The sequence below is a fragment of the Phyllobacterium sophorae genome (assembly GCF_003010965.1).
In the GTDB taxonomy this organism is placed as follows: Bacteria; Pseudomonadota; Alphaproteobacteria; order Rhizobiales; family Rhizobiaceae; genus Phyllobacterium; species Phyllobacterium sophorae.
The window spans coordinates 46977-64439 of sequence record NZ_PGGM01000017.1 but is presented as its reverse complement, the minus strand read 5'-3'; the positions used below and the strand labels follow the sequence as shown (position 1 = coordinate 64439).

The window sequence follows — 17463 nt, the reverse complement described above, 5'->3', positions numbered from 1 at the left end:
CATGAAACAATGCGCAACGGTGACGGGTCCGACAAGCCGCGAACCTGTCCGTCACGACGGCGAATGCAAGGGCGCTGATGTCTCAGCGCCCTTGCAGACCAACGTCACTGCGCGAGCCAGGCATTGAAACGCTGCGTCAGAGCCTCGGAATTGTCGGTCCAGAAATCGACATCCAGGGCAATCGCTCCCTTGAGGTTTTCCGGCGAGGTCGGAAGCTCGGCCTGGAATTTTGCAGGCACGAGCTTGCCCGCCTCGGTGTTGGTCAGTCCGTAGGCGATGTATTCGGGCAATTTGGACTGGTTGTCCGCTTTGCTGGCATAAGCGAGGAAATCCATCGCCGCGTCCTTGTTCGGACTGTCCTTCAGGATCACCCAACTGTCGATCGCATAGACGCTGCCGGGAAACACAAAGCCGAAGTGCTTGCCTTCGGACCTGTTCAGACCGCTTATGCGTCCGTTATAGGCCGTCGTCATGACCACTTCTCCTGAAGAGAGCAATTGCAGCGGCTGGGCTCCGGCCTCCCACCAGACAATGTTCGGCTTCAGCTCATCGAGTTTTTTGAAGGCCCTGTCGACGCCTTCCGGCGTGGCAAGAACCGCGTAAACTTCATCGGCGGCCACGCCGTCTGCCATCAAGGCGAATTCAAGCGCGTATTTGGCTCCTTTACGCAGGCCGCGCTTGCCGGGAATCTTCGTCGTGTCCCAAAAGTCGGCCCAAGAGGCCGGCGCTTGCTTGAGCTTGTCGCCGTCGTAGGAAATTCCGGTTGACCAAACGATCGCGCCGACGCCGCAATCGCTGACGGCAGCGGGCAGGAACGCGGACTTGCCGCCGAACTTGTCCCAGTCGATCTTTTCGTAAATGCCATCCGCGCAGCCAAGCGCAAGTTCCTCCGCCTCGACCTGGACCGCGTCCCAGTTTGGAATGCCCGCTTTCACCTTGGCTTGGAGGACACCGTAGCCGCCGTCCCAACTCTCATCCAGCACCGGCTTTCCGCTCTGCTTTGCAAAGGGTTCGAAGTAGATTTTGCGCTGCGCGTCCTGGTAGTTGCCTCCCCAGGACACGACCGTCAGATCACGGGCTTCAGCGGTCATTGTTCCGATGGTGGCCAGCGCGCATGCCATCAACGCTGCGTTCAGAATTTTCATCGTCATTCCCCTTGTTTTTCTATGACAAAGGCTAACAAATCACAGTTTCACTTGATTGAAAGCCCGATTAAGCAAAGCGGTGATTAAATTCACCGATTGCAACCCCTCTCGTCAATATGTCGGTGGGGTTATTGCGCTCAAGATCTCGCTTTTCTCCTCGCTGGCATTGCGAAAGCGATGGGGAAGCCGGCTGTCGAAATAATACCCATCGCCCTTTTTGAGGATTTTTTTCTGCCCCCCGACCGTCACTTCAACTGCGCCGCTAATGACCATTCCCGCCTCCTGGGCAGCATGGGCGAACGCTTCCCCCGTATCAGCACCAACCGCATAGGTTTCGTGCAGCATGAGAAGTTGCCTGTTGGGGTGATTGAGGCCAATGACACGGTAGGATATCGTTTCGACCTTGCCGATCTCCACCAATTCGTCTGATCCATAAAACGGCGTGTATGGCAGGCTCGACTGAAGATCGCTGAAGAACCCCGGCAGCGTCGTTCCAAGAGCATCAAGGACCGCACTCAACGTGTCGATCGACGGACTCATCCTGTCGCGTTCTATCAAGGAAATGGTGGAATGGGAGATGCCGGACCGTGCCGCCAGTTCACGCACGCCCAAATCGCGCCTGCGCCGCATTTCCCGCAATTTGACGCCGATCTTTGGCATGGAATCCTTCCCCGTGGAGTGCCGTGTCGCGATCAAGCTGCCCCCAAGGTTAGACCGCTCATCTGTGGTGAATATACTGAACGGCTGCCCCGGGAGCAATTGCAGTCAACCCGCAGGTGCACGATTGTGACGACAGACCTCGCGAAGCAAGCAAATTAGAGATTAGAGATGCCAAACCGCTTCAACCCACTCGACGACAAAATCAAACATCTCAAGACGCCAAACCGTTCTTCGGGATCGGATACGGCCGCAATCGAGGCCACCGTCAAGCACATCATTGCAAATGTGCGCGCACAAGGGGACGCTGCCCTGCGGCAATACTCCCGCACGTACGACAGCGTGGATATTGAGGCTTTCGAAGTGAGCCTGGATGACCGCCTGGAAGCGGTTGCCAGCCTCGATCCTCAAACCCGCAAAGACACGGAGTTCGCCATTGAGCGGGTCAAGGCGTTCGCCGAGGCGCAACTTCGAACCATACTTCCCCTCGAATTCGATGCGCTTCCCGGATTGCACCTGGGACACCGGATCATTCCGGTCGAGTTTGTTGGAGCCTACGTGCCCGGGGGCCGATATCCGATCCTGTCTGCCCCCGTCATGACAATCGTTCCTGCGAAGGTCGCCGGCTGCGATCAGGTGATCGCCTGCCTGCCACCCAATGCCCATCCGGCCATGATTGCCGGTTGCCATTTGTCCGGTGCTGACAGGATTTTCAAGGTGGGCGGCGCGCAGGCCATTGCCGCGATGGCGTTCGGCACCGAAACCATTCCCGCCGTCGACAAGATCGTCGGGCCGGGCAACGCCTACGTCAATGAAGCCAAGCGGCAGGTGTTCGGCCAGGTGGGCATCGACCAATTGGCCGGCCCAAGCGAAATTTACATCGTTGCCGACGAAACCGGCGAAGCGAAGATGATCGCCACCGATCTTCTTGCGCAAGCCGAGCACGATGTCAGGACCCGTGTCGGCCTCATCACCACCGACCAAAAACTGGCCGAGGAAACACTGGTGGAGGTCGAGCGGCAACTTGAAACGTTGCCCACAGCCGATGTCGCCGGCCTCGCGTGGCGTGACTATGGTGAAATCACGGTTTGTGCTGATGAAACCGCGATGATCGCCTATTCGGACCATATCGCGGCGGAACACCTTGAGGTTCACACGCGCGATGCCCATTCCACTGCAGGAAAATTGCGCAATTATGGTTCTCTGTTCATCGGGAAACTTGCAAGCGTCGTGTACTCCGACAAGTGCTGCGGGACAAACCACACGCTTCCGACCATGGCTGCAGGACGCTACACCGGAGGTCTGTGGGTGGGATCCTACGTGAAGGTGTGCACCCACCAATGGCTCGACGAGCGCGGTGTGGCCGCAGTCGCTCCCCCGTCGGTACGGCAAAGTCGAACGGAGGGGATGGAGGGCCATCGCCGAGCCGCAGCGCTTCGACTGGATCAGCAGTAACTGCCATTCTTGAGGAACCGCCAGAGGGAATGGCCCATCAATGCCCTGCGCACGAAAGGTCAATGCGACCGTCGGGGGACCTTTCATCACTGTAACCGGTCTGTGTCAGCTTTTGCGCAGGCATAACCGAAGCCGCTTGCGAGGTTCAAATTCACGTTTCTGTCACGGGCCGGTTGTACACCTTGTGAAAAGATTTGACGGTTACGGAGCCCAGGATGTTCGAAAGCCTCAGCAAATTGCCAACCATCATGACGATCTTGATGATGGTTGTTATCTCCCCCGCCCTCGCGCAAACTGCTGATACCGGTCGCACGATCAGTGAAACGATCAAGACCTTGGACAGGGGAACGGTCTGGAAACGGGTCGGACAAATCCCATTATCGTTTCCAGCGTTTCATCCGCAGGGAATGGTGAAGATTGGCGATTTTTTCTACATCACGTCGGTGGAGATCACCACGCCCACCAAGAAATACGACAAGCCGCAGGACGGTTACGATCGTGATAAGGGCAAAGGCGTGGGGCATCTTTTCAAGGTCGATTCAAAGGGCAATCTCGTTGAGGACGTCATCCTCGGCGACGGCTCGATCTATCATCCGGGCGGTATTGACTTCGACGGCGAAGCGATTTTCGTGCCGGTTGCTGAATACAGGCCGAACAGCGCATCCATCATCTATAAAGTCGATCCTCAGACAATGAGGCCGCAGGAAGTTTTTCGCTACCACGATCATCTTGGCGGCGTCATCCATGACCGCGAGAAACGGACGTTGAATGCAGTCAGTTGGGGATCGCGGCGCTTCTACGCATTTACACTTGGCGACAATGGGCAAGTGACCAACGCCGGCGTTGACCCTGGGCAATTGGCCAAGCTCAATCCATCCCACTACATCGATTATCAGGATTGCAAATATCTTGGCCACAGCGAAATGCTCTGCGGTGGCCTGACCAGCTACCAGATCAAAAAGGATGGCCCGAAATTCGCCCTTGGCGGTCTCGAGATCGTCAATCTTGCCTCGGGTCTGCCTGTCTACCAAATGCCGGTTCAGCTCTGGACGCAGTCCGGGCTTCCAATGACGCAAAACCCGTTCTGGATTGAAACGACGGATAACGGTCTCATGGCCTATTTCGCACCTGAAGACGATCAATCGACCATCTATATTTACGAAGTGCAGGGAAAATAGCGCGCGCCCTCGCCCAACGTCGTCAGCATCTTGCTCGATAGGCCACGCCGGAACTGTCTTCATGCACGTGCGATTCTCCGGACCCGGCGACGGAATGTCATCGCCGCTTGGGTGGTGCGCGGTTGCTATCACACGCGTCCGACAACGGCCGGACCAGGCTCCAAGAGCGGTGGGGGATGGGCCGGGCGCACCGGCCTTCGGGCATAAGTCCCTATCCGGAAACCGCGATTCATGAGAAAATAAACAGGATGGGTCATTTGTTGGGAGGAACGCGCAGATGACAACAAGCACTCTAAAGACCCTGGCGTCCGCAATTGCTGCAATCGGTCTTCTGGTCGGATCAGCCGCAGCGCTGGAGGTGGCCAGTTCTGCAACCGTCGCGGGCAATCCGGATGCGGTGTGGAAGAAGATCGGCGACTTCTGCGCCATTGGGACCTGGCATCCCGCTGTATCGAAGTGCGTGCAGAGTGATGAAGGCGGTGCAACCTATCGCACGCTCACGACCACAGACGGCGGCACAATCAAGGAGAAACTCGTCGAGCAAACGGATACCAGCTACACCTATGCCATCATCGACTCTCCGCTTCCCGTTGCGAATTATCGCGCCACGATCAGCGTCTCGGCACAAGGAGATGGGACCCGGGTGGACTGGAAAAGCAGCTTTGATGCCAAGGGCAAATCCGATGACGAGGCCAAGGGCGTGATCAGCAGTATTTATAAGGCCGGCCTCGACAAGATCGCCGAAATGAGCGGAAACTGATCCGTCGGGCAGGCAAAGCGGGAAGGATCGGATTGAGCAAGGCGCGGCTGCCGTTGCCGGCTTTGAAACCAATTGGTGGGCCGGTCCGTGGGCCGAACCCCTATATCGAGGCGTGGCGTCGCCTCGCCAAGGCGGGATTCATTGCGCTTGCTTCCTTCGCGACACCCTTGCGCGGAGCAGGCCCTGTTTTATCGCTTGGCGTCCCTGTCAGTCTTCTCGACCTCTGCGCCGTCCATGCCTTGCGGGACCTTATCAGATAGCGAGTCTGGCCTGCGTGCTAACGAGCCAACCGCGAATGCCTCCCTCCTGGATCTTACAATATCCATCCGCATATATTCGGCAGCGCATGATCGCCGATAAACCTTTGGATAGCCAGAGATGCCGAACGCCTGATCGGAATGCGAGAGCACTGTCGAATTACCGGCGTGTTCTACCCGATTTTACCGTGACGTGGTTTGCCGTTGAGGTGGTTATAGTCGCCGCGCCTGATGCGATTAATCGCCGACTGATCGTCAGCAGGATTGTAACCAAGCAACAACCGGATACCGGTCTCGTCCTCAGCCAATCACATTTGCAGCCAATGCGCGCAAGTTCCAGCTGGATGCGGGGCGGGTGTTAGAATGCGACTATCGTAGTTTGGCAAGAAGACTACGGGCCCGCAAAAGATCGGGCGTATCAAACCCCCGTCTGAACCAGTCATAGATCGGCGCGAGAATATCAAAAGCCTCCTTCATGCGATTGTGCTCGGCCCAGAGCTGGGCCAGCGCAGCGCTGGCCCGCAGTTGAAGCATTTTCGCGCCCTGATCGGCGGCAATATCGATCGCCCGCTTGAAGGCGGCTTCGGCCGCCTTGCTGGCGTCGTTGGAAGGATCGAGCAGCAGCAGTTCGCCGCGCTCGCGTTCGAGTTCGGCATTGCACCAGGTCTCCAACGTTGTTTCAGCGATCTCAGTCGCTTCAGCGACGATTTTGAGCCCGGCGGCACGCCGTCCTGCCTTACGCTGGATGGCGGCGAGCAGGCAAAGGTAGTGGGGCATCCGCAGCCCGGCGCCAGTTTCTGCGAATTCCTTCAGCGCTGCATCATAGGCTGCGAGCCCCTGCTGGAGCGGGCCTTGTTCTGCAATGGCCCAGGCCCGCACCAGCGCGCTCCATGCTCCGTAATAATCGAACCGATATTCCCGGCAAAGGCTCCGGGCTTCCTCAGCGATCGTGAGTGCTGCCTCGGGATCACGTCGAAACTGATGCAGCATCGCGAGGTAATCGAGCGCGAGCGCAATACTAAAGGGGCGCGCGCTTTCCCGCGCGAGCGCAAGCCCGTCCTCGGCGGTCTGCAGAGCACGGTCGGGTTGACCAAGATGCCAATCGCAGTGGGCGATATAGACGCGGGAAAATGCGCCCATATTGATACCGTAGACCTCTGAATGGAAATGGCGGTGATTGGCGCCGGCCTCCAGGCTTTGCTGATGCCAATCGCGGGCGGCCCGGAATTTGCCGAGATGGAACGTCAGTGCCCCGGCAAAATGGTAGGCCTCGGCGAGAAACGCCGGGGCGCCAATCCGATGCGCGAGCTCGACCGTTTCGTCAGTGAGCGGCGTCGCTTCACGAAGGTTGGCACGCACATGATAAACATATCCAAGTCCTCTTATCGCTGTGAAAAGATCCGCATCGTTGCCAAGCTCCCGGCACAGCTCCCGGGCGCGCTTGTAGACCGCTTCCGCCTCGCGCGACGCGTATCCCTTGGTGAACAGGAGCGGAGCGCCAAGCGCCAGCAGCAGGGACAACTCCAACCGCGAACGAGCTTCGCCGGGGGAACACGCTGCGAGGCTGGCGAGCCCCGATCGAAGATGCGCAATTGCTTCAACATTGGCCGAGCGGCCGGCGGCCAACAGGCCGGCCTGTAGCCAGTATCCAACCGCTTTGTCGAAGTGCCCGGCCTCGTCGAAATGCGAGGCAACCAGTTCAGGCTGCGCTTCGAGCGTTTGGGGAAAGTCTGTCTCAAGGGCTGTGGCGATCTTCGCATGCAACTCCTGACGACGCTTTCGCAGCAGGCTCTGATAGGCCGCATCACGCACCAATGCATGCTTGAACATGTATGTGGCCGCCGGCGGCGTGCCACGACGAAAGACAAGCTCCGCGGCGACCAGTCGTTCTAGCGCCGCCGCAAGATCGCTGTCGGGCAACGGAACGACGGCCGCAAGCAGCGCGTGGTCGAACTCGCGGCCGATGCATGCGCCGATCTGTGCGACCTCCTTTACCGGGGAGAGCCGATCGAGGCGGGCCATGAGCGAGTCATGCAGGGTCGCAGGTATTGCCAGCGGCGGGAGTGGCGCATCGAGCACGTAACGGTCGCCGTCTTGACCGAGCAATCCGGATTCGAGCACGGCCTTGGTCAGTTCCTCGGTAAAGAGGGGCACGCCCTCCGTTCGCGCCAGGATTTGCTCCAGGACTTCCGGGGGCAGCGCCTTGCCGCCGGTCACCCGCTCGACCAGGGACCGGATCTGGGCCTGCGCCAGGCGGTTCAACGTGACCAGCGTGACATGCGCAAAGCCGATCCAAGGCGGCGACAGCTCGGGCCGAAACGTTGCGATGAGCAGTACAGGCAGATGTCGAAGCTGCGCGACCATCTGATCGAAGAGTTCACGTGACGTCGGATCGAGCCAATGCACGTCCTCGAGCACCACCAGCACCGGGCCGCGCACCGCGAGCGCTTCAAGCTGCGCAAGAAAGGCCCGGAAGAGGAGCCCCTTCTTTTGCAGCGATGACATCGAAGCCAGCTGATAGCGCGGGCCGATCGGGATGCCGAGCAGGTCGGCAAAGAGCGCCACCGCGTTGTTGGGCCCCACCGATGTGTCGTGCAGCAGGGCTTCCAGCTTGTCGAGGCGCTCGTCCCAATCGTCACCTGAGGCAAATCCTGCCGCCCGCTCCAGCTGCGTGACAAAGGGGAAGAGCGCGCTGTTGGTGTGGTGCGGAGAGCAGGCGTAGCTGAGCGATGCCTTTGACTCTTCCTGCAGCCGTTCGCGCAGGGCCAGCACCAACCTCGACTTGCCAATGCCGGGTTCCCCTGAGATGAGCACAACGTGCCCGCGCCCCGCCTTTATCTGGTGCCAGCGCGACAAGACGAGGTCGAGTTCCTCCTCACGGCCGACAATGGGTGTGACCCGCGTGCCATGGAGCGCTTCAAATCGGCTTTCGGCCTTTCCCTCGCCGATCACGCGCCAGGCCTGCACTGGTTCGGCGAAACCTTTAAGCGCGGACGGCGCCAGTGGGGAAAGCTCGAAGAGGTCGCCGACAAGGCGCCGTGTATTGCTGGCGATGACCACCGCACCGGCCTCGGCCAGTTCCTGCAGCCGGGCGGCAAGGTTGGGCGTCTCGCCAGCTATCGCGCGCTCTTGCGCCTCGCCAACCCCAAGCAGCTCGCCGACCACCACAAGCCCGGTGGCAATGCCAACGCGGGCCTTGAGGTGATCGCCGTGCGCCGTCAATTGGGAAACGCCATCGACGAGGGCGAGCCCCGCCCGCACCGCCCGTTCAGCGTCGTCCTCATGCGCATGGGGGTACCCGAAGTAGATAAGGGCACCATCGCCCATATACTTGGCAACAAAGCCGCCATGTTTGCTGGCGAGATCGCCGACGCGTGTATGATAGACCTGCAGCAGTTCTTGCATATCTTCCGGGTCGAGGCTGGCCGATAACGCCGTCGAGCCGACAAGGTCACAGAACATGACCGTGAGCTGTCGCCGCTCGGCTCGATCGGGAGCCTTGTGACCTGCCGCCTGCGGGCGCGCCGTCATCAGTTCGCCGACCGCATCAAGTATCTTCCGCCGGTGGCCGACCGCTGAAACGCCGATCTCCTTTAGGTCGTCTGTCGTCAAGAGGGGCAAGACGTCAAGGTCGACCCCGTTGTCGCGGAACGCCTGCTCGTAGGACTGCAGGCCGAGGCCGCGCAGCCATTGCCCAATGTCCAAGTTACCTCCGCGCGGGCTCTCGTTGTTACTGAACGCCTTCCCGCTGTCCTGGCGCGCTACGTCGTCGGCTGAATGTTCTGGTTCAGCCGGAACAGGTTATCCGGGTCAAATTTGGCTTTGAGCGCCATCAGCCGTGCATAGTTGCTGCCATAAGCCCCCGCCACTCGGTCCGTCTCATCTTCCGGCATGAAATTGACGTAGACACCGCCGGTCGCGTGCACCGCGGTCGCCGCAAAAAGCCCCCGAGCCCATTTGATTGAGGCCTCCTGGTCTTCGCGTTCGCGCCACCTTGTGTGCACGTTCATCACGAAATTGGCATCGCGATGCGGAAAGGCGGTTGCGTCAGCGGCTATGCGGCCACTGGCACCGCCGAGTTGCGCGATGAACACCTCGCATTCCGCCGTTGGCAGCGTGCCAATAGAATCGACCAGCGTGTCGACCAGTCCGTCGCTGAGCGCAGTGAAATTGTGTGATTTCCAGTAGTTATACGCCCCCGGCGTCAGCAGCGGATCGAACGCGGTCTGCCAGGCCGCGTAGGGCTGTGGGCCGATGACGTCGGCGATCGGCTCGCCGAGCGCGCGAAGCGGCGCCAGTGCCTCCTGCGCCTTCCCCGGTTCGCCGGTATAGCACACCGCGAACACCACAATTTCCTTGCCGTGCGTCTCGGCCGGCAGGAACGGCAACGGGGGCGCCTTGCGCAGCACCACCCAGATGGTCAGCTCATCAGGCGCCTGGGCCGCGACCTGGCGGTAGCCGGCGAGGAGTTCGCGGGCGCGCGCAAACGGGTGGACGATCAACCCCGATACCACTTCGGGACCGATCGGATGCAATTTGAACTCGAACGACGTCACCACGCCGAAATTGCCGCCACCACCGCGAATACCCCAGAAAAGATCGGGGTTGTCCGTTGCGTTTGCCTGAAGGAGCGTGCCGTCGGCGGTCACCACATCAGCCGAGGTGAGATTGTCAACCGTGAATCCGAACTTGCGGCTGAGCCACCCGAAGCCGCCGCCAAGCGTGAGCCCGGCGACCCCTGTGGTTGAGTTGATGCCGAGCGGCGTGGCAAGAGCGAACGCTTGCGCCTCCTTGTCAAACTCGCCGAGCGTTACGCCGGGTTCTACCCGCGCGCTGCGCGTCTTCGGATCGATACGAACCGAGCGCATCGGCGACAGGTCGATCAAGAGCCCACCCTCGCAAACTGCGTTTCCGGAGATGTTGTGGCCACCGCCGCGCACCGCCAGGAGCAGTCCGTTGTCGCGGGCCAGGCGCACGGCGCGCATCACGTCACTGGCACCGTGGCAGCGCACCACAGCGGCTGGCCGCCGGTCGATCATCGCGTTCCAGACCGTCCGCGCTTCGTCATATCCGGCTTCGTCGGCCAGACATAGACTGCCGCGAAGCTGTAATTGCAACGTCGTCAAAATTTCATGTGATAGGGCGGTACTTGCGCCCTTGAGCCCTTTGAACTGAATTTCGGTCACGGAAATCGCCTCCCTCGTTCTTCGACGGGCGGGTGGCCGGGAAGGCACTTGGTGTCGGGATTCTTGTCCCCCAGCGACTCGGTCCTTCCCCCCTCAATTCCGGTGTCTTTGCAGCGATGGCACTCGGAACCTCGTCGACTTTCTTGGCGATTTTATCCTAGCATCAAATGAGCGTTGTGGCGACCTTGCACACTGGAGTTCATCAGGTTCTGCCTGAGGGCAACGCCCCCACGGTATCGATGTTTAAAGGATGGAAACGTTGATCTCGGCCATGCGCTTTGATTGAGCGCCATACTTAAGTGAAGTCATTCGTGCGTAAGAACGATGCGGCCGACGAGGAAACGCTCTGTGAGGCGGCGGTACGTCCGGCCATGCGTTTTGTCGCCAGGTGCGCCAGGCAGCGGCCATTGTGTAACGGAGACGCGATTTGATTTGTGCAGGTTTCAATGCGCTGCGCACAATGTGGTCAATCCGACGCTTCGAACCCAGGCCAATGATGGTAAAGTTAGCCCAATATAGTACATTTTGCATTGAGGGTTCGTCTGATACAATGGCTTGAAAATCGCAACAATACGAGGACTATTGATGCATCGCGGTCTGAGATGCGGAGCCTTGTTGGCAGGATTTGCTTTGTGCTTTCTTGCGGGCTTTGTTGCGGCAGATGACAATGGCGACGTTGCGACTGGGGAACGACTTGCTGCTTTTTTGCGTGCTGGTCGCACTGTCATCTCAAGTCATCAATCCCTCATCAACGACGCATCGATAGGAAAGAAGAACCTTACCGGCCAACGCGTTGCCGACGAAGCGCTTGAAATTTTCTCAAAAGGAAAACCGGTACCGGACGATCAATTCAGCCAACAGGACAAGCAGCTGTTCGACGCTCAGCTCGCGGCATTGCGAGAGGTTGTCGATGAGAATCAGAAAATGATCGATGCCAAGGGGGTCGGGTTTAAAGGATTTATCCCGGCCACCTTTGCCCGCCTGGTCAACGAGCGCTTTGAGGAAAAAGTCGGCGATCATGCAAAGATGAAAGTCACGGCTCCCACGGATCTGGTGCGAAACCGCAAGGCGCTTCCCGACAAATGGGAACAGCAGGTCATCGAAGGCAAATTCCTGTCTGCCGATTGGCCAAAGGGCCAGTCTTTCGTCGAGGAGGTCGAAACGGACGGCCGCAAGTCGTTCCGCATGCTCATTCCCGAATATTATTCCGCATCCTGCCTGACATGTCATGGCCAGCCCAAAGGTGAGATTGACATTTCCGGCTATCCAAAAGAGGGGGGAAGCGAGGGCGAACTGGGGGGTGCGATCAGCATCACACTGTTCAAATGAGCGCCTTGGTCGACGCCATCTGGACACAGATCGGTCGTTTGGCCGCCCGAAAGATCCCCCTCCGCCTTGTTTGTCTTTCAGCTGCCTTGCTTGGCGCTTTATTGGTGAGCGTTGCCTTTATGGCGCACGATTTGCTAGAGAACCAGCGGCGCGTCGAGGAAGCAAATGCCCGCTTTCACATGTTCAGCGAAGCCGCAAAGGCGCACCGGCATTTTGGTGAGGTGCGCTATTGGCTCACCGATCTTTCTGTCAGCCTGCTTACACTGTCCGAAAGACGGGCTGAGGCAGCGCGCACGGCATTGGAGGAAGATCTGGCACAGCTGAAGGTTTTTGCACCGGATGCTGCCAATACGATCGAGAAAGGTTACAAGTCCTACTACGACAAGATGATGCAGGCGGTTGATGCCTATACGGCAGACAACCGTGTCATCGGAAACACCCAGCTGGCCGCTGCCAGGAGTTTTAGCGACGAGGTCGACGGCGTACTGACGACCCTTGAAAACCGCCTTGAGGCCGAAGCGGATCGTGCGCGTGACATGGCTGCCGTGTCAGCGCGCAATACGTATATTCGCTCCGTGATCGCGGTGGGTTTGATTACGATAGCCGGCGCGATAATGACCTGGCTGGTGCTTCGATCGATATTGGTCCCACTCGGGCGCGTCGACAAAGCCATGATCCAACTGACGCAGGGACAAGAGGACGTCGATCTGCCGCCGGAGGGTCAAGATGAATTCGGCAGGCTTTCGACGACCTTGCGACTGTTGCGCGACGGCCAGGCGGAGCGGCGAATGCTCGAAATGGCAGCCGAACGCCAGAGAAACACCGTCATGACCGCAATCGAGACGATCCCGGACGGCTTTGCGTTCTTTGACGCGCAGGATCGGCTTGTCCTTGTCAATCAGCGGTATCTGGAAATATTCCCGGAGATTGCAGATCTCATGATACCAGGAACCACCTTCGAGGATATCATGCGCGCGCAGGCGGAACGCGGCACCGCTGAAATCGGCAGCATGGGCATAGACAATTGGGTGAATGAGGCTCTGCGGCGTCACCAGGAACCACACGGCACCATCGAACGGCAATTTGCCAACGGCATGTGGCTTCGTATCGCCAAGCGCAAGACCCCCGAAGGCGGCACTGTTGCGGTTTACACCGACATTACTGATTTGAAGCATCGCCATACGGAACTGGAGGCGGCGCGGCGCGGCGCGGAAGTTGCCAGTCAAGAAAAGAGTCGCTTCCTCGCTTCAATGAGCCATGAATTACGCACGCCCTTGAATGCGATTATTGGCTATAGCGAGATGCTCATTGAAGATGCCAATGATCTGGACAAGCCCGGTTTTGTCGCCGACCTCGGCAAGATCATGGGGTCTGGGCGGCACCTGTTGGCATTGATCAATGATGTTCTGGATCTTTCGAAGATCGAGGCGGGCAAGATGGAGCTTTATATCGAGCCTGTCAGTGTGAAACAGCTGCTCGTGGACGTTGAAAGCACCGTTGCGCCGCTGATCGCGAAGAAGGGCAACAGGCTGACAGTAACCGCCTCCGTCGAGCCGGACGAAATTGAGACCGACAAGACCAAGCTGCGACAGAACCTTTTCAACCTTCTCTCGAACGCTGCCAAATTTACCGAAAACGATGAAATCCGCCTTTCGGTCAACCGCTCGCTTGAGAGCGGTGGTGACTGGCTGGAGTTTTCTGTCAGCGACAACGGGATCGGCATGACGCACGAGCAGCAGGCAAAGCTCTTCCAGGCGTTCGTTCAGGTCGATTCTTCAACCACGCGAAATTACGGCGGAACCGGGCTTGGTCTCGCCATTACCCGACATTTCATCAAGATGATGGGCGGAACCATTGATGTGGAGAGCGAGTTCGGCAAGGGTTCGACCTTTCGCTTCAGGATTCCTGCAAGCTGCAAAACCAACGTTGCACAGGACATTTCACCACCACCTGATCGGCCCGCGGCAGAGCGAACCCGTGGAACGGTTCTGGTAATCGACGACGAGGCCCGGGCGCGCAAATTCATGTCGGACACGATCCGCGGCGCCGGCTATAAGGTTATCGAGGCGGCAGGCGGTGAAGAAGGCATGGCAAAAATGCGCAAATTGCGTCCCGATGCCATTATCCTGGACGTGATCATGCCAGGTCAGGACGGCTGGTCGGTGTTACGCGAAATCAAGTCCGACAAGGCGCTCAGCGATATCCCCGTCATCCTCGCAACCGTTGTGGGGGACCGCGAGATGGGCCTGGCCTTCGGCGCTGCAGACCATTTGATCAAGCCGATCGATCCGCGCCAACTCATTGAGACATTAAACGCCGTGGCCGGCCCCGGGCGGCACGACGTGCTCATCGTCGACGACGATCCGGCGACACGTGAACTCTTTCGCAGAGTGCTTGTTCGCGAGGGCTGGCGCGTTCGTGAGGCCGCGGACGGTCAGCGGGGCCTCGCAGAGCTTGATGCGGGACGTCCTACCGTGATGGTGCTGGATTTGATGATGCCGAATATGGACGGCTTCGCCTTGCTTCGCGCCATACAGGAAAGGCAGGACCTGGCCGATATTCCGGTCGTTGTCGTCACATCCAAGGATCTGACCCGCGACGAACTGGATTGGCTGAAGCTGCGTGCGAGCGAAGTTGTGAAAAAAGGGACCAGAGGCCGCGCCGACCTGATCGCAGCCTTAAAGCGGCATGTGCCGGTGAGCGAAGATGCGTGAGGAGCCCGAATAGGATGACCAAGATTCTTCTTGTCGAAGACAATGAGATGAACCGGGACATGCTTTCCCGCCGGCTGGAACGGCGGGGATACGAGGTGATCATCGCAACCAACGGCCTTGCCGGCGTGGAAGCGGCGGTGACTGCAATGCCCGATCTGGTGTTGATGGACATGAGCCTGCCGGTGATCGATGGCTGGGAAGCGACAAGGCGGATCAAGGACAACCCCGCAACCGCTGGCATTCCGGTTATCGCCCTTACTGCCCATGCCATGGCTGGCGATCGAGAAAAGGCGATGGAAGCCGGTTGTGATGACTACGATACCAAGCCGATCGAATTGCCGGCACTTCTCGACAAAATCGCCCGTTTGACCGGAGGATGAGCTGGTGGCCCAATCTCTTGACATCGGCCATCGCGCATATGTCGCCAGAATCGTGCAGAAAATCGTCGATCCAGCACAGGCAATCCTGAGCTATCAGGAACTGGTCATTGAGGAGGTGCGCGAGGCTGGACCCACCGACGCGCTGCCAGACCTGGAAAGGGTGCTGTGCGCGGCCCGCGATTTGAACGCATTGATCAGGCGGTTCCTCGACGAGGAAGTGCCTGGCGGCAACGGCTTTACAGGCCATGCCCTGTTGCGCCACGACCTGCGAACCCCAATGAATGCGATTCTTGGCTACTCCGAGATGATCATTGAGGACTTTGCAGACACCTTATCGCCGCGCACCACTGGGGATATATCGAGGATCATTCACGAAAGCCGAACTCTCCTTCAGCAGATGGATGCAGGGACTGATATTTCGCCTTTCGATCTTGGCGAAAAGTCTGAAAATGGGCTCGATGCAACGATCGCTGCCAACCTTGCCCGAACGATAGCCGCTCGGCCGTCGGGGCTGGTTGAAGAGACAGCGCGCATCCTCGTCGTTGACGACTCCGCATCAAACCGCGATCTCCTGGCAAGGCGCCTTGGTCGCGAGGGCCACGCCGTTGTTGTGGCAAGTTCGGGCAAGGAGGCGCTCAGAATTCTAGGGACGCAAGAATTCGATCTTGCATTGGCTGACGTCCTGATGCCCGACATGAATGGCATTGAGCTTCTTGGCCGGCTCAAGTCGGACGCGCATTTGCGGGAAATTCGCGTCATCATGATTTCGGGCCTGAAAGATGATGAGGCAGTCATCCGCTGCATCGAAGCAGGCGCTGAAGACTATCTACAAAAACCGATCGATCCGATCCTGTTGCGAGCGCGTATTACCGCCTGTCTTGAGCGCAGCCGTTGGCGCGAACGGGAAAAGCGATATCTCGCCCAAATCGAGTTCGAAAAAGACAGGGCCGATGCGCTGCTTCATGCCATTCTTCCAAGGCAGGTCGTAAACCGGCTGGCTGATGGCGAGGAGGTCATCGCTGACCGAATTGACATGGCCACAATCGTGTTCGCTGATATCGTCAATTTTACCGGGTTTGCGGCGCGCACGCCGGCAGCGGCGGTGGTACGAAGGCTGGGGGATCTGTTTTCGCGTTTTGACGAACTTGCCGATCAATATGGTGTTGAAAAGATCAAGACCATTGGAGATGCGTATATGGCAGCAGCGGGATTGCCCGACCCTCGCCCTGATCATGCTTTGGCGGCAGTTGCCTTTAGCAAGGCGTTGTTGGCGGAAATGGCCAAAGACATCGGGCCGGAGCCTCCCCTTAGCCTGCGCATCGGGATAAACACCGGGCCGGTGATTGCCGGCCTGATCGGCCGAAAGCGATTTGTCTATGATGTGTGGGGCCATACGGTTAACGTTGCGAGCCGGATGGAATCCTACGGTATCCCAGGACGAATCCAGGTATCGCAAAGCACGTTCGAAGCGCTCGGAGCGCGTTTCGCGGATGCTCAACAGGAAGTTATGGAAATCAGAGGGATCGGCAAATACACAACTTATGTGCTTTCGTAAAAGGATGGCTAAAGACCTGCCACGCTCCACTGCGAGCCACATTGGTAAGTTTAGGCCGAGCCCCATTTCGATTAACAAATCAGTTTCTATCGTCGAGGAGTTGAAAGATGATCGTCAATCGCCGTCAATTGATCGCAGCATCCGGTGTAGCGCTTGCCGGCACAATTCTTTCTCCTGCAATCTCAACATCCGCTGCCACAGTTTTCGCCCAGAAGAAACTTCCCTACGATGAAAATGCACTTTCGCCGACGATTTCCGCAAGAACGGTAGGACTGCACTATGGCAAGCACCATGCGGGCTATTTCAGGAAGCTGAACCAGTTGGTCCAGAATACCGCCTATGCCGATCTATCGCTTGACGAAGTTGTCTCAGAGTCGACCGCGAAGAACGACCAAGCCATTTTCAATCAGGCCGCACAGGCGTGGAATCATGATTTCTACTGGGCGCAGTTCAGGGGCAGGCCGGAGGCGCCAACCGGCAGTTTCAAGGAAGCCGTCGAGCGTGAATTTGGTGGAATGGATGGCCTGAAGAAGAAGGTCGTTGAGACAGCGGACACGGTGTTTGGCACCGGTTGGGTATGGCTCGTGAACGACAATGGAAAACTGGCCGTTCTTGGATTGCCGGATGCAGGTACGCCCATCGCCGCGGGCAAGGTTGCTATTGTCGGAATTGATGTATGGGAACACGCCTATTATCTCGACTACGAAAACCGTCGCACTGAACATGTGAGCGCTGTTTTCGACAATCTTGTCAACTGGCGCCACGCCAGCGACCAATTCCAGCCATGAGACGCGTGCGCTCGTGGGGCGGCTTGGGCAGTGGCAGTGGCAACGGTTGATACGTCCCT

The 17463-nt window shown here is 58.5% G+C and carries 13 protein-coding genes; 9 read left to right on the top strand and 4 right to left on the bottom strand.

Features of this window, described 5'->3' with window-relative positions; all coding sequences use genetic code 11:
* Positions 1–104: 104 nt before the first annotated feature.
* Entirely contained in the window at positions 105–1145 is a 1041-nt protein-coding gene (locus CU103_RS26860) for an ABC transporter substrate-binding protein (RefSeq protein ID WP_106667097.1), read from the bottom strand.
* A 111-nt stretch (positions 1146–1256) separates the two neighbouring features.
* Positions 1257–1805 carry a cupin domain-containing protein gene (locus CU103_RS26855; protein WP_106667096.1) on the bottom strand — a complete coding sequence of 183 codons (549 nt, stop codon included), beginning with the start codon at positions 1803–1805 and terminating at the stop codon, positions 1257–1259.
* A 168-nt stretch (positions 1806–1973) separates the two neighbouring features.
* Here CU103_RS26855 and hisD point away from each other — a divergent pair, with 168 nt between their 5' ends.
* The 4 genes from hisD to CU103_RS26835 all read left to right on the top strand — a co-directional run bounded on the left by hisD (position 1974) and on the right by CU103_RS26835 (position 5455).
* A complete protein-coding gene (gene hisD, locus CU103_RS26850; protein ID WP_106667095.1) occupies positions 1974–3257 on the top strand; it encodes a histidinol dehydrogenase in 1284 nt (427 codons plus the stop codon).
* 215 nt (positions 3258–3472) lie between these two features.
* Complete coding sequence (locus CU103_RS26845; RefSeq protein WP_106667094.1) at positions 3473–4435, top strand: DUF6454 family protein; 963 nt, start codon at positions 3473–3475, stop codon at positions 4433–4435.
* Between the two features lie 277 nt (positions 4436–4712).
* Positions 4713–5195 carry an SRPBCC family protein gene (locus tag CU103_RS26840; protein ID WP_106667093.1) on the top strand — a complete coding sequence of 161 codons (483 nt, stop codon included), beginning with the start codon at positions 4713–4715 and terminating at the stop codon, positions 5193–5195.
* 32 nt (positions 5196–5227) lie between these two features.
* A complete protein-coding gene (locus CU103_RS26835; RefSeq protein WP_106667092.1) occupies positions 5228–5455 on the top strand; it encodes a hypothetical protein in 228 nt (75 codons plus the stop codon).
* A 366-nt stretch (positions 5456–5821) separates the two neighbouring features.
* On the opposite strand, the gene CU103_RS26830 is transcribed toward CU103_RS26835, so the two are convergent.
* Positions 5822–9157 carry an adenylate/guanylate cyclase domain-containing protein gene (locus CU103_RS26830; RefSeq protein ID WP_106667091.1) on the bottom strand — a complete coding sequence of 1112 codons (3336 nt, stop codon included), beginning with the start codon at positions 9155–9157 and terminating at the stop codon, positions 5822–5824.
* A 56-nt stretch (positions 9158–9213) separates the two neighbouring features.
* A complete protein-coding gene (locus tag CU103_RS26825; protein WP_425350664.1) occupies positions 9214–10638 on the bottom strand; it encodes an FAD-binding oxidoreductase in 1425 nt (474 codons plus the stop codon).
* Between the two features lie 615 nt (positions 10639–11253).
* Here CU103_RS26825 and CU103_RS26815 point away from each other — a divergent pair.
* The 5 genes from CU103_RS26815 (at position 11254) to CU103_RS26795 (ending at position 17404) form a co-directional block, all read left to right on the top strand.
* Complete coding sequence (locus CU103_RS26815) at positions 11254–11967, top strand: Tll0287-like domain-containing protein (RefSeq protein ID WP_245449019.1); 714 nt, start codon at positions 11254–11256, stop codon at positions 11965–11967.
* Positions 11968–12071: 104 nt separating this feature from the next.
* Positions 12072–14681 carry a response regulator gene (locus CU103_RS26810; RefSeq protein WP_245449018.1) on the top strand — a complete coding sequence of 870 codons (2610 nt, stop codon included), beginning with the start codon at positions 12072–12074 and terminating at the stop codon, positions 14679–14681.
* Between the two features lie 14 nt (positions 14682–14695).
* A complete protein-coding gene (locus tag CU103_RS26805) occupies positions 14696–15061 on the top strand; it encodes a response regulator (protein ID WP_106667088.1) in 366 nt (121 codons plus the stop codon).
* A 4-nt stretch (positions 15062–15065) separates the two neighbouring features.
* Positions 15066–16616, top strand: coding sequence for an adenylate/guanylate cyclase domain-containing protein (locus CU103_RS26800; RefSeq protein ID WP_106667087.1), 1551 nt, complete (start codon positions 15066–15068; stop codon positions 16614–16616).
* 107 nt (positions 16617–16723) lie between these two features.
* Complete coding sequence (locus tag CU103_RS26795) at positions 16724–17404, top strand: superoxide dismutase (protein WP_106667086.1); 681 nt, start codon at positions 16724–16726, stop codon at positions 17402–17404.
* Positions 17405–17463 lie beyond the last annotated feature (59 nt).